Origin of the sequence: Bradyrhizobium zhanjiangense, from assembly GCF_004114935.1 — a bacterium.
GTDB lineage: Bacteria > Pseudomonadota > Alphaproteobacteria > Rhizobiales > Xanthobacteraceae > Bradyrhizobium > Bradyrhizobium zhanjiangense.
In genome coordinates, this window is record NZ_CP022221.1 from 2,216,902 (window position 1) to 2,236,778 (window position 19,877).

Annotated in this window: 14 protein-coding genes; 11 read left to right on the forward strand and 3 right to left on the reverse strand. The window is 57.9% G+C overall.

The features are described 5' to 3' along the window. Nucleotides 1-4: 4 nt before the first annotated feature. The 8 genes from XH85_RS10600 (at nt 5) to XH85_RS10635 (ending at nt 11,997) form a co-directional block, all read left to right on the forward strand. On the forward strand, nt 5-961 hold the full coding sequence (locus XH85_RS10600) for an ABC transporter permease (RefSeq protein ID WP_245473952.1): 957 nt from the start codon (nt 5-7) through the stop codon (nt 959-961). Then, the gene (locus XH85_RS10605) at nt 958-1,821 is read left to right on the forward strand and encodes an ABC transporter permease (protein ID WP_128931841.1); all 864 of its coding nucleotides are present in this window, start codon (nt 958-960) and stop codon (nt 1,819-1,821) included. Before XH85_RS10600 ends, XH85_RS10605 begins: the two co-directional genes overlap by 4 nt. After that, nucleotides 1,822-3,546, forward strand: a complete 1,725-nt coding sequence (locus tag XH85_RS10610; RefSeq protein ID WP_128931842.1) for a dipeptide ABC transporter ATP-binding protein — start codon at nt 1,822-1,824, stop codon at nt 3,544-3,546. Nucleotides 3,547-4,435: 889 nt separating this feature from the next. Further along, a complete protein-coding gene (locus XH85_RS10615) occupies nt 4,436-5,917 on the forward strand; it encodes a pentapeptide repeat-containing protein (RefSeq protein ID WP_128931843.1) in 1,482 nt (493 codons plus the stop codon). Nucleotides 5,918-6,120: 203 nt separating this feature from the next. Continuing rightward, on the forward strand, nt 6,121-7,002 hold the full coding sequence (locus tag XH85_RS10620) for a pantoate--beta-alanine ligase (protein ID WP_128931844.1): 882 nt from the start codon (nt 6,121-6,123) through the stop codon (nt 7,000-7,002). Nucleotides 7,003-7,332: 330 nt separating this feature from the next. Then, entirely contained in the window at nt 7,333-8,574 is a 1,242-nt protein-coding gene (locus XH85_RS10625; RefSeq protein ID WP_128931845.1) for a cytochrome P450, read from the forward strand. 282 nt (nt 8,575-8,856) lie between these two features. Next, entirely contained in the window at nt 8,857-9,210 is a 354-nt protein-coding gene (locus XH85_RS10630) for a hypothetical protein (protein WP_128931846.1), read from the forward strand. A gap of 570 nt (nt 9,211-9,780) precedes the next feature. Further along, nucleotides 9,781-11,997: a hypothetical protein gene (locus tag XH85_RS10635; protein WP_128931847.1), complete on the forward strand. Its 2,217-nt coding sequence runs from the start codon at nt 9,781-9,783 to the stop codon at nt 11,995-11,997. A gap of 562 nt (nt 11,998-12,559) precedes the next feature. Here XH85_RS10635 and XH85_RS10640 read toward each other — a convergent pair. Then, nucleotides 12,560-12,781: a hypothetical protein gene (locus XH85_RS10640; protein ID WP_128931848.1), complete on the reverse strand. Its 222-nt coding sequence runs from the start codon at nt 12,779-12,781 to the stop codon at nt 12,560-12,562. A 488-nt stretch (nt 12,782-13,269) separates the two neighbouring features. Between XH85_RS10640 and XH85_RS10645 the strand changes: the two genes are divergently transcribed. Further along, nucleotides 13,270-13,476: a hypothetical protein gene (locus XH85_RS10645; RefSeq protein ID WP_128931849.1), complete on the forward strand. Its 207-nt coding sequence runs from the start codon at nt 13,270-13,272 to the stop codon at nt 13,474-13,476. Between the two features lie 1,157 nt (nt 13,477-14,633). Here XH85_RS10645 and XH85_RS10650 read toward each other — a convergent pair. Together XH85_RS10650 and XH85_RS10655 are read right to left on the reverse strand one after the other, a co-directional pair. Then, nucleotides 14,634-15,953 (reverse strand): MFS transporter, encoded by a 1,320-nt coding sequence (locus tag XH85_RS10650; protein ID WP_128931850.1) that lies wholly within the window; start codon nt 15,951-15,953, stop codon nt 14,634-14,636. A 576-nt stretch (nt 15,954-16,529) separates the two neighbouring features. Further along, entirely contained in the window at nt 16,530-16,733 is a 204-nt protein-coding gene (locus XH85_RS10655; protein WP_420837874.1) for a hypothetical protein, read from the reverse strand. A 178-nt stretch (nt 16,734-16,911) separates the two neighbouring features. On the opposite strand from XH85_RS10655, the gene XH85_RS10660 reads away from it, so the two are divergent. Next, a complete protein-coding gene (locus XH85_RS10660) occupies nt 16,912-17,652 on the forward strand; it encodes a glycoside hydrolase family 12 protein (protein WP_128931851.1) in 741 nt (246 codons plus the stop codon). A gap of 104 nt (nt 17,653-17,756) precedes the next feature. Further along, nucleotides 17,757-18,962, forward strand: coding sequence for an MFS transporter (locus XH85_RS10665; RefSeq protein WP_276485998.1), 1,206 nt, complete (start codon nt 17,757-17,759; stop codon nt 18,960-18,962). Nucleotides 18,963-19,877: the final 915 nt, after the last annotated feature.

The following is a 19,877-nucleotide window of genomic DNA, read 5'->3' on the forward strand; positions in this document are numbered from 1 at the left end:
CACCGTGAAGGTCGTATCCCACAATCCGCTTGTTTGGTTCGCGCGCCGTATTCTATCTGGTGTGGCCGTCGTGTGGGCTGCAGCAACGTTTACGTTCCTAGTTCAGTGTTTGATGCCCGGCGATCGCGCGCAGATCGTCATCAATGTGAGGAGTGGCGACGTCGGGCCGGCCCCCGCGGCCGAGCTCGCAGCAATCAATGCGAAATATGGCTTTGATCAACCGCTCGCCGTTCAATACGGCAAATACATATTGCGAATCCTGCATGGAGATCTTGGTGAATCATACCAGCAGCATCGACCCGTCGCGGGGATCATCGCAGAACAGATTGGCCCCACCATTGTTCTGGCGATCGCCGCGCTGCTGATGGCTTGGGCTATTGCGATTTTGACCACCCTGTTGATCGCCGGCAGAGACAACATATGGTCGAAGCTGCTCAGCGGCGCGCAAATCTTCTTGGCAACCGCGCCGCCCTACTGGCTAGCTACAATTCTGCTCGTCGTGTTCGCTGTAAACTTGCGCATTTTTCCAGTTGTCGGAGAGAGCTCGCCGATTGGACTCGTTCTCCCAACACTTGCTCTGGCTCTCGAACTGTCCGGCATTTTCGGACAAGTCGTTCTAAACGAGTTCACGCGCGTGCTCGAGCAGCCCTTCGTTACGTCTGCGCGGACCCGAGGTATGAGTGATTTCGGCGTCAGGCTTCACCATGTCCTGCGCCATGCTGCATTGCCGGGCATAACCTTATCAGGCTGGGCGCTCGGCAAGCTTCTTTCGGGGGCGATTTTGATAGAAATCGTTTTCGCCCGTCAAGGGCTGGGTGGAGTTCTTGTTGCCGCAACGTCCTCGCGAGACGTTCCGATTGTCTCGGGAGCTGTTTTGGTCTCTGCGGGTCTATTCGTCACTGTTAGTGTGATTGTCGATCTAACTTATCGGATGCTCGACCCGAGGATTAAGTTGACATGAGCATGCTCGCAGAAGTCACCGTGTCTCGGCCGCTCAGAGAACTCCTGGCATTCGTCCGCCATGTTCCCGTCCGAGTTGCTGCCTCGCTTATTATCATTGGTTTCTTTGCCCTCGCGGCCATGATGCCAAAGGTGCTACAGACGCACGACCCGTTCGCTATTGATTTGAGATCGTCGTTGCAATCTCCTTCGATCGCCCATTGGTTGGGGACAGATCAATTGGGCCGGGATCTTTACTCCCGATTACTCGAGGGGGCGGGCCAATCGCTTGCCATCGGACTTGGCGCGACCGCGCTGAGCATGTCCATTGCACTTATTCTCGGCGTCGCCGCCGCACTTTCTGGCGGCGTATTCGACGGCATCCTCAGCCGGATTGTCGACGTGCTTTTCGCAATTCCCACGCTCTTGCTCGCCCTTGTGTTCGTGACCGTTTTTGGGCCGTCGGTATTGACTGAAGTCATAGCTGTCGGAATCGGCACAGCGCCGGGCTATGCGCGCATGATCAGGGGCCAGATGCTTTCCATCAAAGGGACAGGGTATGTGGAAGCCGCCAAGGCGCTGGGCCATCCATTTCCCCGTATCGTCTGGAGGCATATTCTTCCCAACGCCATGAACCCGCTGACAGCAATGATGACGATCGGCGTGGGTCAGGCCATTATCTGGGCCTCCGGCCTTGCCTTTTTAGGTCTTGGCGTCGCTCCCCCGGCGCCTGAATGGGGCGCGTTGCTCAATGCCGGGCGGAATTATGTGATCTACGCCTGGTGGCTGGAGATCATACCCGGTCTGGCCGTGACAGCGTTTGCCCTCAGCGTCACCACCGTCGGGCGCCATATACAGGACCGTCTGGAAGGAAAAACCTGAATGTCGCAGGTTCGTCCCAAGCCTGTCTCGCAGCAGGCAGACCTCCTCACGGTCGACTCGCTGCGTGTTTCCTTCGGGCGCGACATCGCGGAGAAAGCGGTTGTGCGCAGTGTGTCCTTCTCCCTCCGATCGGGACGGTGCCTTGCAATCGTCGGCGAGTCCGGCTCGGGTAAGAGCGTAACGGCCCGGGCTCTCGTAGGCCTCGCTGGTCGCCACGCCGATGTCCATGCACGCCAGCTGAGCTTCGACGGGACGGACCTGATCGGTCTTAACGATCGTGGCTGGCGGCGCATTCGCGGCAACGAGATTGGCTTTGTACTACAGGATGCACTCGTCGCGCTTGATCCGCTTCGCCAGATCGGCAAAGAGATTGGTGAAGGCTTGCTCCTCCATAGTGCGGTATCATCACGCGAGGAACTCGCGCAGCGCGTCATTGCCCTTCTTGAGCTCGTCGGTGTCCCTGAGCCCGAGACCAAAGCCCAGCAACTTCCGCATCAATTGTCCGGCGGCCAGCGTCAACGGGCTCTCATCGCTGCAGCACTTGCGCGCGATCCACGCGTCCTTATCGCCGACGAGCCGACTACCGCTCTCGACGTGGCGGCGCAAGCTCATGTTTTGGCACTGCTCGAGGAGACCAAAAAGCGGGGCAAGGCTCTGATCCTGATCAGTCATGATCTGGCAGTGGTCTCCCGCGTCGCGGATGAGATCCTCGTCATGAAACGAGGCGAGGTTGTCGAACGCGGCACCGCCGCCGAGTTATTCAAAGATCCGCGACACCCCTACACCCGTCAGCTGCTGGACGCCGTGCCATCAGGCCGGCCGCGCGGCTCACGACTGTCACCATCGACTATTGTGTGTTCGCCCAGCCGGCAAACGCAGCCACCCGTGCAATCGCTGCCGAAATCTCGTCCCATCCTGCTCGAAGCGACAAGTCTGGTGAAGCGCTTCAATGGCCCGGATGGCACTGTCCGGGCGGCCGTGGACGGCGTCTCCTTCGAACTGCGATCCGGCGAGACTTTGGGCATCGTCGGTGAATCTGGATCAGGAAAGTCAACGATGGCGCGCATGATCCTGGCGCTCGACGAGCCTGACGAGGGAGCCGTTCAGTTTGCGGGCCGGCCTTGGACCACGCTCGCTGAACGCGAACGCCGGGCTCGGCGGCGGTCGATATCGATCATCTACCAGGATCCTCTTGGCTCGTTTGATCCACGTTGGACGGTCGGACGCATCATATCCGACAGCCTTTCGAGCGACGTTGAGACACGGCGCCAGCGGCAGGAGCGCGTTATCGAGCTGCTCGATATGGTCGGACTCTCCCAGGCCCTGCGGGACCGACGGCCGCTCGAACTCTCCGGCGGTCAGCGCCAGCGCGTTGCGATCGCCCGCGCGATCGCACCAAATCCTGCCGTAATCGTCTGTGATGAACCGGTTTCGGCGCTCGACGTCTCGATCCAGGCCCAGATCTTGGACCTGCTGGGCTATTTGAAGGACCACCTCGGCATAAGTTATCTCTTCATCTCGCATGATCTTAGTGTTGTCCGTCATATCAGCGATCGCGTGATAGTTATGCGCCGGGGGAGAATCGTCGATAGTGGCGCCACTGAAGAGATATTTCGTAATCCACTGTCTGAATATACCAAGAGCCTTATCGCCGCCATGCCGCGTCTTGTGCGCGAGCAAGAGATAGGTCAATCATCTACGCTCCTCGAAGAAGGCATCGCATGAATGCCTTTGAATTCGATCCTTTATCGTAAATTGTCTATCTCCGATCGCGGGGATATTCGCCTTGCGCGCCGATTTAGCGACGATTGCGCGCTCGTTCATCGCTCGACCAGGACAGCTGTGGCACGGGCTCCCATGTAGATGGACCGGCGGGCGCGCGGCGCAGGGCTAGCCGAGTTCGAAAATTCGCTAACCGTGAGGTCGGCGATCCGCAAGTGTTGAATTGCAAGTCATCGATTGCGTGCCCGCAAGGACTCGCGGCTCTTGCTCTCCGGCAAACGAGCTCGGAATTTTCGCTTTCACGATAGCCTTGCGATCATGGTGCGGTCTCTGACAATGAGACCCTGTTTGTCAGGTTCAAAACATTCGGCGTCAATATCGATTTCAGGACGCCTATTCAGCCCTTAATTGCGCCTGATGCGGCTGGCACGGTCATTGCTATCAAAATTATGTAACGCCGCGTAAGGGCTGAGCGCAGCGCTGTGAACGATCACTTTCCGCCCGCAAGCCGTGGGTCCATTTCTGAAAAAGAAGCAAGACCTTGAATTCTTCGCATTCGCTTTGATGGAGAGCGATGTGGATTTGCCTATTAAGAGCCGACGAGACAAATCGCAGCTTCTGGACATATCAGCACTGTCAAACGACCGTTGCGTTGTCAGCGTTGCCGGTCCCGGTGAACAATCGCAGCGAGCGGCAGTGGAGGCGACGAGAATTCGGTTGGCGTGCTCAAGCGTGCCGGCTGCGGAGGCCACCGACACAATAGGTGCCTCATCGACGCATCTTGTCGCCATTTCGCCGACGAGCGACAAGTCGCATAGCGTACCTCCAAGGACGAGCAAAAAGATGTCAATAACAGGTCCCCTCGTAATCCGGGCAATACGGAATCGTCGACATGTCGCAAACAATCGGCGCTGATAGCGAGTGCACCGCGAATGAAGAGGCAGAGCACTGGTCAGAGTCGAAAAACAAACTTTCATCAGATGGCGAGTTTGTTCGGTACTGGAGCCGAGCTGCGGATCGGCTGCGCGCAGTAGCCGCTGTCGGGAGGCGAACCGAGGAGGCGATCAGAAGGACCGGGATTGGCTTGCAGCTATCCTCCGAGAACTTTAACGGCCACGACCTGTCAGATTTCCCGTTGCGACGCTGTATCCTCAATCGTGCGCAGCTCTATGGAGCAAAGCTGGATCGGGCAGACCTTTCTGGGGCGAATCTTATCTGCCCAGGGCTAGAGAGGGCAAGTTTCCGCGGGGCCAAGCTCGATTTTGCGTATATGCACGCGATGGCAGCGCAGGTCTGCAACTTCGATGATGCCAGTCTGCGCAATGTAATTGATGCAACCGGCAGTCTATTTCACGGTTGTAGCATGAAAAGGACACGCTTTGACAACGCGATGCTCAGCGGACTTCTCGTTTACCAGTGCGACGCGAGCAATGCTGTATTCGATGGCGCGGAATTACAGGGCTCGACTATCAATGAATGCTTCCTTCCTTCCGCTTCCTTCCGGTTTGCCAAGCTGAGCCAAGTCACAATCACGAAGGCACATCTGGCGGCTTGCTCGTTCTTCCAGTCAAAGGGGGACTGTTTATCGATCGTGCGTCCCACCTCGGTCGATGGCCTTGTCCTGGAAGGCGCTCATCTTCCGTATCTGAGACTCTCAAAGGTGAGCGGCCACATTACGGCGAGAGCCCTGAACGCTCCATTCGCTGATCTTCACCTGTCAAATCTTTCGAGTGCGCAGCTTGAGCAGGCAGACTTGACCAAGGCACGGCTCCTGCACGTAAGCTTGTCCAACGCGAACCTAATCGGTGCTGTGTTGGACGGTGTCTCTATTCATTCCTGTCAGCTCGATGGAGCGGACCTGTCTCGGGCATCAGGCGAAAGCATTTCGATTACAGAGAGCACAATGCAAGCCGCCAAATTGACGGGCTTTCGTGGCCGCTGTGCCTTTGTGCGCGACTGCGATCTTGAACATGCAGACTTATCACAGGCTTACCTCTACAGGTCGATGATTACCGGTGATCCCCCGCAATCAATGGCATTGGCTCACGCAAATCTCGAAGGATCCAATCTCGTTCAGGCATATCTCGCCGCAGGAATGACCGGCAGCAACCTTGAGGCAACGCGCGTCGCATACGTTCGCATGAACCAATCGTCCTTGCGCGACGCGAACTTGAGTGGGATATCGCCGTTCCAGGCCAGCTTCATAAAGGTCGACTTTTCGGGCGCCAAGATAACCACATTCGAGCCACCGTTTTTTGCCGACCGATGTCCGGGACTGCAGACCGCTTTGAAGGCTGATCAGCCGCGCGAGCCATCAAGCTATCTGGCTGAATTCTCATCGTTGATCAGACGTGGTCGAGAAGGGTCAACCTGACTGCTTTGGAAATCGCAAAATAGAAGGGATTACAATGTCGCTGAGCTTAGAGCAGCTTGGTGCGGTGGTCCGAGCTGTGAGCGGGCGTTAAAGCTCTTTGGGGCTCGTTGGCGTGCGCGGCCAATACGACACCCAGGCCCAACCTTCTGCGATCCGACTGATCAGACCACTCTTTCGGCGTCCAAAAGAACTGGAGTAAGAAAATGCATCTGGGATGTCTTTCCGCAGGCAAAGCGTTCATCCGGGAGGTGGCGAGAACAGGTCAGACGATTGGGACGGTACACACCCTAGGCGCCCTGCATCATGGGCATGCAGAACTGATCAGAAGAGCGGCATCGGAGAATGACGTCGCGATTGTCACAGTCTACCCCAACAAGACTCAGCTTAGACCAGGTGGGAGCTACGATTTCGATTTGGACGCTGATATTGGCCTTGCCCTACGCGCGGGAGCAACTGCCGTGATTTCCTCGAACGACACCGAAATGTTCCCGCCTGGCTATCGAACGTTCGTATCGCAAGGCGACTATCATCTGCGTTTAGATGGGCCTGAGGCATACTTGAAGGAAGCCGTTACCGGGGCAATTCGCTGGATTTGTTATGCGCGACCAACTCGCAGCTACTTCGGTCTCAAGGATATCGGTCAGGCGATCCTGGTGAAGCGCGCTGTCGCAGACTTGCTTCTTGATTGTGAGATACGATTTGTGCCGACCGTGAGATACAGGAACGGAGTGCCCATTTCGTCGCGCTTGCGAAGATTTAGCCGATCCGAACTCGATGAGCTTTCGTGTCTCTTCACGGCCCTCAATCATTCGAGGAAAGAGATCGCCCAAGGAGCGTCGAGCGTCAAGGATCTGTTAGCGGGGGCTACATCTCAAATAGCGTTCCGACAGTTTAAACTCGATTTTGTTCGGATTGTTGGCGCTGATAACTTCGAAGACCTAGAGCAAGTCAAGCTTCCTTTCATAATTGTTGCAGCGGCAACGGCTCATGGCCTCAGGGTCTTCGATAGTATCTACATTCCAGATCAGGATACACTCCTGAATGGTCCTCCGGATGTCTGGATCGATCTGCCTGAAAAGTCCTAGCCAGGCGATTATGCATGGCATGATTTTGACAAACGTAGCCACACCGTTCGTGCCTAAACGCAGGGCTACCTTATGACTGTGCATTCGGTTTTACGCTGCCCCCAGCGCACAGCCATCCTCCAACCAGCGGTGATAGCTCTCACGATCCACTGAGTAGATCGACTTGAAAAGTCAATCCGATCCGGACTGCCCGATATGGTAGGGTTGGCTAGCCGCACTTTGAGATAGTCTGCTTGAGCGGCCCGGCGCAGCCAAACGCTTCGGCACTCGAAACGGTGAATCGCGACCTTGGATCCGTAAGCTCTCGAGAGCAGAATCTGCGAAGACGATATGAAAAGGCGATTGGAAGATTATAGAGCTGACGATGCGTCTGTTATCCCGCTAAGCAAGCTGGATTTAAGCGAGACCAAGCGCTTTCAAGACGATAGCATATGGGGTTGCTTCGAGCGGTTACGAAGGGAAGATCCCGTTCACTACTGTCAAGACAGCCCTTATGGCCCATATTGGTCCTTGACGAAATACCGGGATATCGTGGCGGTGGATACAAACCACAAAGCATTCTCGTCAGAGCAAGGTGTCACTATTGTCGACGTGCCTGTCGAGCACTGGACCCAGAGTTTCATCAAGATGGGACCTCCCCAGCACGCCGAGCAGCGCAATACCGTGAGTCCGATAGTCGGACCGGAAAGCCTGCAGAAGCTCGAAAGCTTGATCCGCTCGCGGGCCAGGGCGATTCTAGACGGCTTGCCGCGCAATGATGCCTTCAATTGGGTGGAGATGGTCTCCATCGAGTTGACGACGCAGATGCTCGCCACGTTGTTCGACTTTCCATTTGAGGATCGGCGACTCCTGACCTATTGGTCAGACGTTGCTGTTGGAACTCCGAAAGCAGGACATGCAATCGACAGCTGGGACAAGCGAAGCACAATCTTGTCGGAGTGCCTGGACTATTTCACCCGACTTTGGAGCGAGCGCATCAATACCGAGCCGCGCCTCGACCTGATTTCCTTGATGGCGCACTCGCCCGCCACACGCCATATGGAGCCGAGCGAGTTTCTCGGGAATCTGATTCTGCTGATCGTTGGGGGGAATGACACCACGCGCAACTCGATTACCGGCGGCCTCCTGTTCATGAGTCAGTACCCCGCCGAACTGCGAAAGCTAACCGACAATCCCAAACTGATCTCGAGCGCCGTGTCCGAGATTATTCGATACCAGACGCCGATCGCACATATGCGCCGCACCGCTGCGATCGATAGCATCGTAGGCGGGAAACAGATCAGGAAGGGCGACAAGGTCGTCATGTGGTACATCTCCGGCAACCGGGACGAAGAGATCATTGAGAACGCCGACAGTTTCGTCATCGACCGCAAGAATGTGCGCCAGCATCTCTCGTTCGGATTCGGCATCCATCGCTGTCTTGGTCGACATCTTGCGCAACTGCAGTTGAGAGTCCTCTGGGAAGAGATTTTGGATGCGGGACTGGAGGTCAAGGTTGTCGGCGAACCCGAGCGAATTGCGTCCAACTTCGTGCACGGCTATTCCGCTCTCCCCGTGCGGATTGCAGCCTAGGCCCTGATCGCTCCGGTCCGGCAGCCGGCACTCAATGGAGTTCGGCTCGTCCTGAACCATCTTCGCTTCTGCAAGCAGCGAAGATGATTTGATCGACGCGAAACAATCGCTGCATGTCGGGATCTCGCCATCAACCGGGCAGATGTTTGAAGTGCGCGTGACGAGCGATAGTGTAGCGCGCGGACGACTTGGAAGCGCCTGGCAGGCTGAAAAGGCAACCGCCACGGTAACTCCGATGCTGCGTCTCCGGGCTGCCTTGGATGGCCGGCACCGTAGAGGCCGATGAACTTGATATTGAAGATTGTAGCAGTGGCAGCGATTTTCCTTGGAGAAGCGCTTTCGATATTCGCCGAGCTGATTGCCTCACGGCAATTTGGGAAGGCCGGCGGTGATCTGGCAATGCTGTTGCCGATGTTTTTCCTGATATCCTTCGGTGGCATGCTCCTCGTTTTCGGATACGCGCTGGGCTACATGCATCTGAAGAATATATGGATCGTTGTCGCGATATCGGTGGGAGCTATTCTGATAGTGGAACCGATACTCACCCTTCTGCTCTTTAGAGACGTGCCGACAGCCGGTTCGCTGATCGGGCTGATGTTCGGCGCGATTGGTACGCTCGCTGCCATATTTCTATGAAGTTGATCCGACGGCCAGGGTGGGGCCCGGCTTTTGGCGAGATGTAGTTCGAAGGGAGTTACGCCACGTCAATTCTGCTCGGACAGAGCAAAATGTTGTTCGTGATGGTCTTCAGCGTCTCGTCACAATCCGTGTATGGCTGGTGGCTTGGTAAGCTCTTTGGTCGAAGTCTCTTTACCGGATAGCGGGACGCCTCTTGCGACCGCAGGTCTGCCAATCGACATACGCTGGCCATTTCTGCTTGACCACAATTCACCGGTAAGAGGCGAGCGCTCTCCTGGCTGCTCTCCAGCGTCTGGGATGACATGGCCCAGTCCACGTGCACAGAGCCACGAGATTGGGGTGGGACTACCTCGCCCCCAAAGGCACGTCGGCCCCAGTGATGTCTCAGCTGATCATACTTGGAACCGATGCGGTTAGTTCAGCAACACAGGAGCTGCGATGGAAGTGGAACACAAAGGCGACATCTTCTTTCGTGTGCATCCGGATGAGTGCTCTTGGTCAGCTAGTCGTCAGCCAAGCTGTCTAGTCAGACAGATTGCGGATTCTCGACTTGATTGGAGGTTGAATATGATGGGCATTGGCCGAGCCGGCACGTCGCACGTTGAGCCTGCAGAAGTTGATAGCATATGGGGATCGGGCGGGGAGCCTGGGCCAGCCTCCGGAGAAGCCAGGCAATCTTTCGATTCCGCCGTGGAGCGGATGCGCTCCGGGTCTCAAGATAGAATGGCGCCGCTCGTTGGCGACCCACCAGCTTCGGATGTGGCATTCCCAACGAAAGACGAGATCAAGGCAGCCAGGCGACAAATGCGCAGCCTGCTCGAAACCTTTGATGCTTCTCAAAATGAGGCGGCCCAACCCCTGAACCGGTCGGAGGCCCAGGACCTGATCGATCAAGTCGTCAAGACAGGCTCGGAAGTTCTGGACTATTATGCAAGCCTCCCCCCCAACCTGGCACACAGGCTTCTTCCCGACGATCAAGCTCGCCGAGTTCGCCAAAAGACTCTTTCTGCGGGGGACCAATGCAACGCCGTGGCAACCTTGATTGCCCATGAGCTGGAGGCGAGCAGAAGGAAAGCGGCAACAGTGCTCGAGCGGCTGCGCGAAGCCAACGCTTCGCCCGCCCAGCTGAGCCGAGCGGTATCGACCGTGGCGCAGCGCTACATGGCCTGCATGGAGTGGTGGGGAAAGAAGGTATTACGCTCGGAACGGATGCGCTCCGTCTGCGCGGCCACCGCCAACTTGCCGGATACCACGCCCGAGATGCTACGCCTGCATACCGGCTGGGCACTTTTTACGAAGTGCATGTATCTGCAATCGCGGGTCGCTCTCGCGCAGCTCCTGATCGAATCGCAGGCGAGCACGTTCGAACCAGACTTGAATGACGCCCTCATCGGTGAGGACGGGCGGGTGCGTCTGCTCGGGACCTTCGTCGATGATGTTTTTCCAGCATTCCTGTCGACGGTCCAAGCCGTTCTGTACAGCGACGGAGCGGCGCTCGACGCAGAGCACTGCACGGTTCTGGAAGGTGTCATGGAGCGGCTTTCGGAATTTGCGTCAGGAGTGCACGGCATCGTTGCCGGGCTAAGGGATGACGGAATGGGGGCGGACGTTCCATTGGATCTGTTGGACCGGATCGTAGAAGGTGCCTGGGTCACTGCAAACGAAGTCACGCGCCTTTTGGCTGTGCAGCCAAAGACGCCCGCCGTGATTGAACCGCTGGCCAGCTGGATACCGGAAAATGCCGGCGTAGTGGCTGAGGGCCAGGCCGCGCGCAGGAAGGGAAGAGGCAAGCGCGCACCGGGGCCAGGCGAGGGGAGTTCGACGGCTGCGCAGCGCGACCCGCAGCTCGCCAGGCCCGACGCTGCCTCGGCTCCGACAGGTAAGGTCATCGTCCTCTCGGACCTCGGCACCAAGAAGCTTGCGACCGCGGAGGAGGCGGCACGCGCGCAGGAATCAGCGGACGGCCACCTGGAGATGTGGCAGGCTCCGCCATCCAGGAAAGCGCTGAGCGGATTGCTCAATCGATTGGACGAGCTGCTGCAGTTCAATCTGCCGGCGCAGCAAAGCGCCGTCTCGCAAGCACGCCAGATGAAGCCCGAGGACGCTGACCACGTCGTGGGTCTCGTCGTTAAGCGCCTGCAGACGCAAGCCACCGAGATCGAGGCCTGCGTAGCGGCGCTGGAGGAGCCTCGCCGACGTGGCCTGCTTACGCCTGCGCAGGTGCCCGAAGTGCACGAAAAAATAGTCCGGCTCAAGGCGATGTGGTCCGAGGTGCAGGGACAGGCAAATTATTTGAATGCGCGGAAGGCAGCGATCACGATGGATTGCATGAAGACCTACGCCTTCCCGTCGCAGAATTACCTTGAATATTTGCGGGCGGCCGGGGAATTGGCGCCTGCAGATCCACCGTGCGCTCTGAAGGGCGAGCCGGGGACGCTGTTCGAGATCAGGCTTCAGCCCAAGGCGCTGAGCAATGGTAAGATGCCGAGTCCGGTGTGGGTGCACATCCATACCAAGCGACCGGTACATGCCTGGCAATTGGCAACGCTCGGCGATCGCGAATTCGCCGCTTGCCACGTGAAGTCCGACGAACAGCGGGGGTACAATCAGCACTGGCAGAGCGCTCGAGCCGCCGAGGGGCACGAGAACGTCGTGATCCACCGCGGCAAGCTCACCCCTGCGTTCTGTAGGTCCTTGTTGAGCGCCGCCGCTGGCGGCCATCCGTGGCACTCGCTTCCCGATCCGGAGCACGTGTCGGCGCAGATGGCTCGACTAGGAATCTAGTGAGCTGATTATCTTGCGGCAGTGTGCTGCGCGGTGGCAGCTTTCATGCCTACAGATCGGCTCGGCGGATTGCCTGGGCAGCACCGAGCCCGTCAGGCTCCATCTCGCAAAGCGATGCGGCTTGGGGGAACCCTCGGCGGAGCTTGAGCGGCTTGCGGATCGTCCGGATGCACCGGGAGCTGAGGATCCCGGGCCGCTTTGATGAATCGAATCGGGTGGTGCACAACACCGCTGCCTGTTTGCTACTCTTGCATAAGGCTACGACGGCCCCAGCATCCCGCCTCCATGGCCCCCGGAAGATGCTGGGGCTTGTCGTTTCTTCGTTGAGCGCCTCAAGCCGAGTGACGTCGGAGCTGCTTCTCTTCAACTGACCATGGCGGCGAGCGCTGCCGAAACAATTCCAGCATATGGGCGTATGGTCAGTCATGTCCCTGCTGTTTTCAGTCACCAACGTTGGGATCGCCGGAACGGTAGGCGATGCTTCCGCAACCCGATAAGCTCGGTCGCGCTGCCATTGAGCGGTCGGTGGTGACAACAATCGGTATCGAGAGCATGACAACGTTTACAGCTCGATGCCGTGTGTCCCAAACACCCATTGCATGAGCTCGGTTTTGATCTCGCGGGCAATCATTTGAGATCCGACCGCCCGCTCGGCATCGGCATAGCCCGTTGGGCCCTCTTTGGTGAGCCGTTGGTTCAGGCGAGTTTGAAACTCCTCGCCCATCTCATCGACGAGCCGCTCCTCCATTTCTGCATGGTTTTCGGGGGCAATGCGCCTCAGCACCGTCTCCCAAGCTTGCCAACACTTCGCCAGATAGTTCGCAAAGCCGCTACCCTCCTGGTCCCGCGCTGTCGCCACGGCTCGGTGCTTTGCGGTTTGGCCTAGAGCTCAGCCGAACAAAGACGCCGTAGTCCTTCTCGGCCACCTAGAACTCGCTTGCCCAGCTCGTCCGAAAGTGCCGCAGGGGCCATTAGGAGCGCTCTTCGGGTCTCGAACCGGTGCAATTCACTGCGTCCCAGGCCACAAGCCAAGTCCGGGTACAATACGCGGTAATGCGAGTCCTCCGAGAAATGCGCGGACCACTTTGAGGCGGGGAGAGGGGGACCACAAACGGCTTCGCTTGTTCTTCGCGGCTCAATCAAACCCGCGGAGATGTCCAAACTTATTCATTCCGTAGATAGAACCAATCACGAAAATCAATTTTATCATCGCGGGGTCGTCATATAGGACCGTAGAGGACGGCTGGGCCTATACAAGGGAAGGACTCTCGAATGAAAAAATTGCTGTTTGTAGCTGCGAGCGTCGTCGCGCTTGCAACGGCGGCGGTGCCGACTTTTGTCGCTGAGGTCGCCGCGCAACCGGTCGACGCCAATGTGCAGGTAGCCGATACATCATATCCTGAATGCGAGGAGGACCCGTTGGAGGGTATCTGCGATCTCTTCTTTTGCTTGACCGACCCCGCGTGCGTGAAGCCCTGACAACGGAAAGCAGACCAAGAAGAGAATGAGGATAGAGGCCTCCTACACCGACCGCTCGTGGAGACAGCGGTCGCGTCCTCTTCGCGCCCTGCAGACGATGCACGGCGCGCCATGTTCGGTGTTCTCTTAGGTGACAATTCCGCCCGAGCAGGGCGACACATCGAGGTGAGACTAGTCAGGCGAGCACTGCTGACGCAGCTCTTGCCCTATAATTGCTAACTCGGTTGGGAGCACCGGGAAAACAATCAGCGCCAAAGCCGCTGGTGCCAGGCTCATACTCAGTCTACAAAATACGTGGCCGGGCAATGGGTGTTCGGTTTTACAGCTAACAATGAGAATTGCTGAAGTTGATATCTGAGAGCTCTGTTGAAGCTGGCGCGGTTACCATCGATCTGGCACGCCTTCGTGTGCGGGGCGTACCATGCTGCTCTTTCAGCCGATGGCTCCAAACCCATCATTCGCAATGGGCCCTTCACGCCTTTCGATGTCAGCGTCTGAGAACCTCGGCAGATGGACCGCGCGCCACGATCTGATGGCGGACTGAGGAAAGAGTACGCGCGCGTGAGCGATGCGAAGTTCGGATGACGAGGTTGTCCTGCTTGGCGCACGCCTGTAGGCGATAGGGCCGGGACAAGAAGGGGTGCTTACTTGCTCTCTTCACTTACTCGCTAACACCGCCGAGGCGGTTTGGGAGAATCCGGTGAGCAAGGCTCGCGAGTTTATCGATTTGGCGTAGACTGCGTTCACGCGGTCGAGCAGTATCGAACGGCTGGCGCATCACAGGATGTGGATGAGCTCACCTGGCCCATTATCGAGCCTGCAGGGCATGGTATTTCGGAAGCTGACTTGCACGCTGTGATCGGTGATATGTCCCGCTACATCGCAGACCAACTCAAAGCAGTGAACAAAGCTGACAGCGAATGGGGTAAAGCGACCCAGCTATAGCGGACCATTCTTCAGGAGGAAACGAACAGTTTGAGAGCCAACGCAAATTCAACAAGAAGGCTCGGTTGGACACGGGCTTCGTGCACGCGAATGCTGCATCAAGACAACTGTTCCCCATCTCTCAGGCCGATCTACATCAGTGCCAACGGTGTGAGGCGGCCGCGATATAGCGGGAAGGGACCCGTTTAGTTCGTCCAGCGCTATCACGGGCTTCACTTGTTCGCAACGCTCTTAAGTTTCGGCGGTGCGGTTTCGGGCATCATAAGCATGGCACAGAGCCCGGCTGCGCTAGCGGCAAGCATATACCAGGCCGGCGCCAGCGCGTTCCCGGTTGCGTGGATCAGCCAGGCGACGACGGGTTGAGCGGTGCCCCCGAAGATCGCTATCGCAAAAGCGTAAATCGTCGCGAACGCGCTACCGCGAATGTTCTTGGGCAAACCTTCGGTCATACTCACATAGAAGACACTATACGGAATCGTTCCGATGAGGGTGAGGGCGCCGAGGCCTCCAAGAAGTGCGAGGGCACTGCGGCTCTCTGCGATCCACAAGAACACCGGATAGGTCATCAGCAACGCAGTGATTTGCGGCCATATCATGATGTGACGGCGTCCGAGCCGGTCCGCGAGCCAACCGCCCAGCAGTGCGGCAGCAATTCCTACCGTATTGCTGACGAGCGGGGTCGCAAAGGCGAGAGGCGCGGAAACTTGAAGGGTGTTCAGCGCATAGGTGGTCATATATCCCGTGACGTAGGTGATAATCGTGCAGCTGGCCAAGATGACGAATCCCAGGCTCATGATGCGGCGAGCGGCAGGCGATCTCCTTACAGGCTGGACGACGGGAGGTGGGACTTCGGGGCGGTGCAACGTTTCGGGCAAGGCGCTCCGCAACCAAAGTCCGAAGGGCAGCGTACCGGCGCCGAGCAAAAGCGCGATCCGCCATCCGTACGCATTGAGTGCCTCGCTTGTCATGGTGAGGGAGAGTATTTCCCCAACCAACGCTCCGGCCGTCGCAGCTATCTGTTGGCTCGCAGGCTGAAACGAGACAGCAAGACCGCGGGCTTGCGCCGGGGCCGATTCCATCAAGTAGGCAGTAGTCGGACCGACTTCACCTCCGAGAGCGAACCCCTGCAGCAAACGTGCGAAAATGGCCAGTGACGGAGCGGCAATTCCTATTGTCTCATACGAAGGGGTCACAGCCAATACAAGTATCGCCGCGCTCATCATGGCAAAGCTGGCGGTCATCGCGGGCCGGCGCCCGACTCGATCCGAGTACGAGCCGAGCACGATGGCCCCGATCGGTCTGGTCACAAAACCCGCGCCAAACGTCGCGAGCGACAGCATGAGGCTGGCGAACGGGTCCCTCGCCGGGAAGAACGCCTGACCGATCTGGATCGCGAAAAAGCTATAGGTCCCGAAGTCATAAAATTCGAGAATATTGCCGATCGTTGCGCTTAACACGGCGCGGCTCGTCAAGCGTTCGTCTGCCGGAACGAGGGCCGGCTCCAGCTCCTCTTGAGTAAATTGCCTGGCCATCCTCGACCTGTCTGGAGCGCGATCCCTAGCCCAAACATTTCGACCAGGCGGGTCGCGCACGTTGCATTCCACTTGCCGCACTCGTCTCCAGCTTGATGACCTGGCACGGCCAATGCGCCAGTCCACATGTAGCCCGAACGTGTCACGACGAAGCTCATGATACCGTGTGCAATAAAAATGCCTGCCTCTTGCGGCCCCATTCAACCCTTGAATTGATCGCGGCCCTGCCAGCAAAGACACATAAGAGAACCAGCTGCAGTTGTCGGGCGGCCGCAGACATTGCGCTGCTGTGTAGTGGCGAGTTTGCGACAAAATTGGCGGGCGCTAAGCAGGTGGCGCCTGCTCTGATCTGGCGATCGCCGCCGTGAGGAAGCGCGACCGGCGACGACTCGAGCCGCGACATCGTGCGCTCGTCGGCTGGGTCATGGGGCGGCGTGCTTAGAGGGCGCGGGCGCCGACGCGAACTCAGGCTTGGCTCGGCGTGCCGGCATAGGAATAAAGCTAACCCGGACGCCAACAAGAACGCCGGGTTCCAGCGTCTAACCCACTCCGTCGTGGCAGGCTCGACAGTGCGGTCTAATGTTCGGAGCAATCGGGGCAGATGTCGCCGATTGAGGCCAAAACGTCACGCAGCTCGGCGAGAGCCTCCTCGGGGGAGAATCTCTGCGGGTTATCGAAGCGGGTTAGACCGAAGGCGCGCTCGCGCGCATCTGGATCGGCTCGATCCTGCATCCAGCCGTGCTTCTCGGATTCACGAATGGCGCCGGCCTCCTTCAGCAAGCAGATCGCCTACCCACGGAGCGTGCGGATCGCGGGCCGACTTGCTTTCGTGCAGCACGATCGCGTCGCATTGATAGCTTGATCTGCGTTTTGAAGCCGTCGCGAGGCACGCGAACACTGGCACCACTTTTGCTCGCTTCTGGGGCGCTGACGGGCAGATCTCAGTTGGAGATTTAGAATGTCTGAGTTGTCGAAGCGGAACGTTGTTGCGCTGCCCTTTGTGGCCATGATTGGGTTATTCCCGGCATCCGCGAAAGCGCCGATCTGGAGTTCGAGCGATCGATACGGCACCTATTCGCTTGATGGCTATTCCTGGAATAACGACGTATATGGCCAAGGTGCTGGCCCTCAGACGATCTCTGTACATGCGGTCGATCGATGGAGTGTGTGGTCGAACCATCCTGATACCGGCGGCATCAAGAGCTATCCCCACGAGGCGTTCAATGTTGGTAAACGGCTGAGCGCGATCAAGACCCTGACTTCTCGCTTCGATCAGAGCGTCCCGGCTCGCGGCCGTTGGAACTTCGCGTACGACATTTGGGACAGCTCGAATGCCTATGAGATAATGCTCTGGACCAATTACACCGGGAATCCCGATGGAAGTGGCGATGTCAAGCCCATTTCTTACAACTACACTTCCACAGGGGGAGCCGCGATTCCAGTCTACATAGGCGTCGACGTGGGAGGGGCGACTTGGAATGTGTTTGAAGGCTGGAACAACCACAAGGTCATCTCGTTCCTGCGTACGTCCAAGGCCAACGCAGAGACCGTGGACATCAAGAGTATCCTGCTATGGATAAAGTCGAAAGGGTATTTCGGCGATATAGTCGTCGGCAGCGTCCAATATGGTGTTGAGATAACCTCAGCCCCAGGCGGCCTAAACTTCGACGTCAACCATTGGGCCGTGACCTCGAAGTGACTGCTTCGTGGCGCCATAGAACCCGAGCGCCGTATCTCCGCGCTCCGCGTAGTTCGCCGCTTCGGCAGTGTGGCTGACTCGCAATGCCTTTCCGAAGCGGCTTGATGCTGCGGCCCATAGCACAAACCCACTGCTGCGGTTCGATCGAGCAGTTCGTGTGTCGGGTTGCCTACATTGAGGTCTCGAATACGCTCCGAGTGGAGGGAAGGCAACCATATGAGAACGTCAGTCATTACCGCATATCCGCGGCACACTCCCTTCAACCGCGGGGGCCGCCGCGTCCTGCTCGGTGGCCAATTCCTTCGGCTTCACTTGTGGATCGATGGAGCCTCAATCGTCTCGGGCTGAGGCGTTCATGGATCCTGTTGACCCAAGTCGCCAGTACCATTGTGCTGGCAGCAATGGCATTCTTGAACCCGAAGACCGATTTCGCGTCGATTTTTCTGGTTTCTCTCGCGCTTGCAACCATTGCCGCCACACAGCGGATCGCAACTTTGGGCTACATAGCGGAAGCTCTCGATTCCGGCGAGCGGCCGCTCGGGGCCGCGTTGCTCGGTTGGGGCCGGGCTATCGGCCATGTGATCGGTGGGGCCGTCTGCCTCCAATTGGTCGAGATGGTTGGTTGGCGTCCAGCTTTGTTGGTTTTAGCGCTGCTGCTAGCCATTTTCGCTGGATGGGTGTTTGCGATTTCTGAACCGCTCCATCGTAGAGACCGATGGAGCTCGCCGCAGCGCCTGTCGATCTTCGGGGTCTTTCGTTACAATGGCCTGTGGACGACGGCCGCATTGATCGCACCCGGCGTTGTTGGGATCGCTGTGGCGTTCGCGACGGTGCAGTTACGGCTCGTTGACCTCGGCTTTGCCGCTGCAGACATCGGATGGATCGGAGCTCTCTCGAACGTATTGACGTATACGATCGTTGCGCCGCTGACCAGCGCCATCCTCGGCCGAATGGCGCCGCACCGGGGTTTGATCTGGGGCTGCGCAGTGATGGCCATCAGTTTTGGCACACTTGCGATGATCGACCGCTACGTCAGCGTTCGCGTGAGCGCCGTAGCGAGCGTTGGGATCGTATTCGCGGCACTCGCTGTTCAGCATGTTACATTCACGAACTGGTTTCTCGGGCTCGCCCGGCCGGGGAAGGCGGGAACAGATGTCACGTTCCTGACTTCAATGATGTCGGCATTCGCGTTAGTGGGCTTCGCAGCGAGCGGCTTTGTCGCGGCGAGATTAGGCTACGGGGTCACGCTGATATTGCCGGGCCTCGGCTATGCTTTATCAGCCTTGCTCGGTGCGGCATTGCTCCGCTAATCTGGCACCGAAGGACCTGGCGTCGGTTGGCTTCCCTGGGGCCAGTCGAACAAGCGTTGCTTCCACCTCGCGCAAGTCTTCTGGCTGATCCATAGCGCTGGTCGAGTGACCTCTCAGACCTCTTGAACGGCTGGTCAGAATGTCCGCTTTGCTGACCCGGTCATTAGAGAACATGTCCAATTCACTCGAATAGGAGCCACCGGTTCTTTCCAATTTTGGATTGGTGGCATTTATACCGTGGGCGTGGTTTTAGTGTCCAATCCGACGATGTGGGAGCGCTTTGGCGGATTCAGTGTGCACGCGCGTCTTGCTTCTGGGAAAGAGTCGTTCGGTGGATCGACCGTTGGGCGTTCCGCCGAAGCTGGCGGCGGTGATGCTGCGGGTAGGTAAGGATGATCTGCTCATCTTGCTTGACGACAAAGAACTGGAGTGAACTGCTCCGCAATCGGGACGGCGATCGCGCCAGCAACAAGATTGAGGGCGGCAGTTGCCCGGACTGAGCGGTTCGTTGAAATTGCTCCGTGGAGGAAAGGGGGGAGCCTACGGCGACCTGGCCCTGGCCGGGAAGCGATATCCGGCAACGGTCGAATCGGGAATCTGTGTCGCACTGTTTAATTTTTTCAAGTAGTGGGTCGCGAACTGGACCTTCTGGTAAGGGTGCAGCTTGGTGGCGTGCCTCTCTCGCGCGTTCCGCGATTTTGCTTGCCAGTTCCTCCGTTTCGCGATCCATCTGAACTGGCGGCACCTTCGGCAAATTTGTCGATTGCTCGGCCATAGCTTTCTGTGTCTCTGCGTGCCAGGTCAGGGCGCCCGCATCTTGATGCAGCCGAGGATGTTGGCAGCTTCGTTCCCCGCTTGAGAATCAACACCTTCTGGGTGTCGGAAAATTTTGAAGCCGTCATCGTCTGTCGCTCC

What these genes read in the sequence shown, in the direction of transcription:
- XH85_RS10660 (WP_128931851.1), top strand. Translation starts at nt 16,912, where the DNA reads ATGTCTGAGTTGTCGAAGCGGAACGTTGTTGCGCTGCCCTTTGTGGCC.
- XH85_RS10650 (WP_128931850.1), bottom strand. Translation starts at nt 15,953, where the DNA reads ATGGCCAGGCAATTTACTCAAGAGGAGCTGGAGCCGGCCCTCGTTCCG.
- XH85_RS10630 (WP_128931846.1), top strand. Translation starts at nt 8,857, where the DNA reads ATGAACTTGATATTGAAGATTGTAGCAGTGGCAGCGATTTTCCTTGGA.
- XH85_RS10615 (WP_128931843.1), top strand. Translation starts at nt 4,436, where the DNA reads ATGTCGCAAACAATCGGCGCTGATAGCGAGTGCACCGCGAATGAAGAG.
- XH85_RS10605 (WP_128931841.1), top strand. Translation starts at nt 958, where the DNA reads ATGAGCATGCTCGCAGAAGTCACCGTGTCTCGGCCGCTCAGAGAACTC.
- XH85_RS10645 (WP_128931849.1), top strand. Translation starts at nt 13,270, where the DNA reads ATGAAAAAATTGCTGTTTGTAGCTGCGAGCGTCGTCGCGCTTGCAACG.
- XH85_RS10620 (WP_128931844.1), top strand. Translation starts at nt 6,121, where the DNA reads ATGCATCTGGGATGTCTTTCCGCAGGCAAAGCGTTCATCCGGGAGGTG.
- XH85_RS10625 (WP_128931845.1), top strand. Translation starts at nt 7,333, where the DNA reads ATGAAAAGGCGATTGGAAGATTATAGAGCTGACGATGCGTCTGTTATC.
- XH85_RS10665 (WP_276485998.1), top strand. Translation starts at nt 17,757, where the DNA reads ATGCTGCGGCCCATAGCACAAACCCACTGCTGCGGTTCGATCGAGCAG.
- XH85_RS10635 (WP_128931847.1), top strand. Translation starts at nt 9,781, where the DNA reads ATGATGGGCATTGGCCGAGCCGGCACGTCGCACGTTGAGCCTGCAGAA.
- XH85_RS10610 (WP_128931842.1), top strand. Translation starts at nt 1,822, where the DNA reads ATGTCGCAGGTTCGTCCCAAGCCTGTCTCGCAGCAGGCAGACCTCCTC.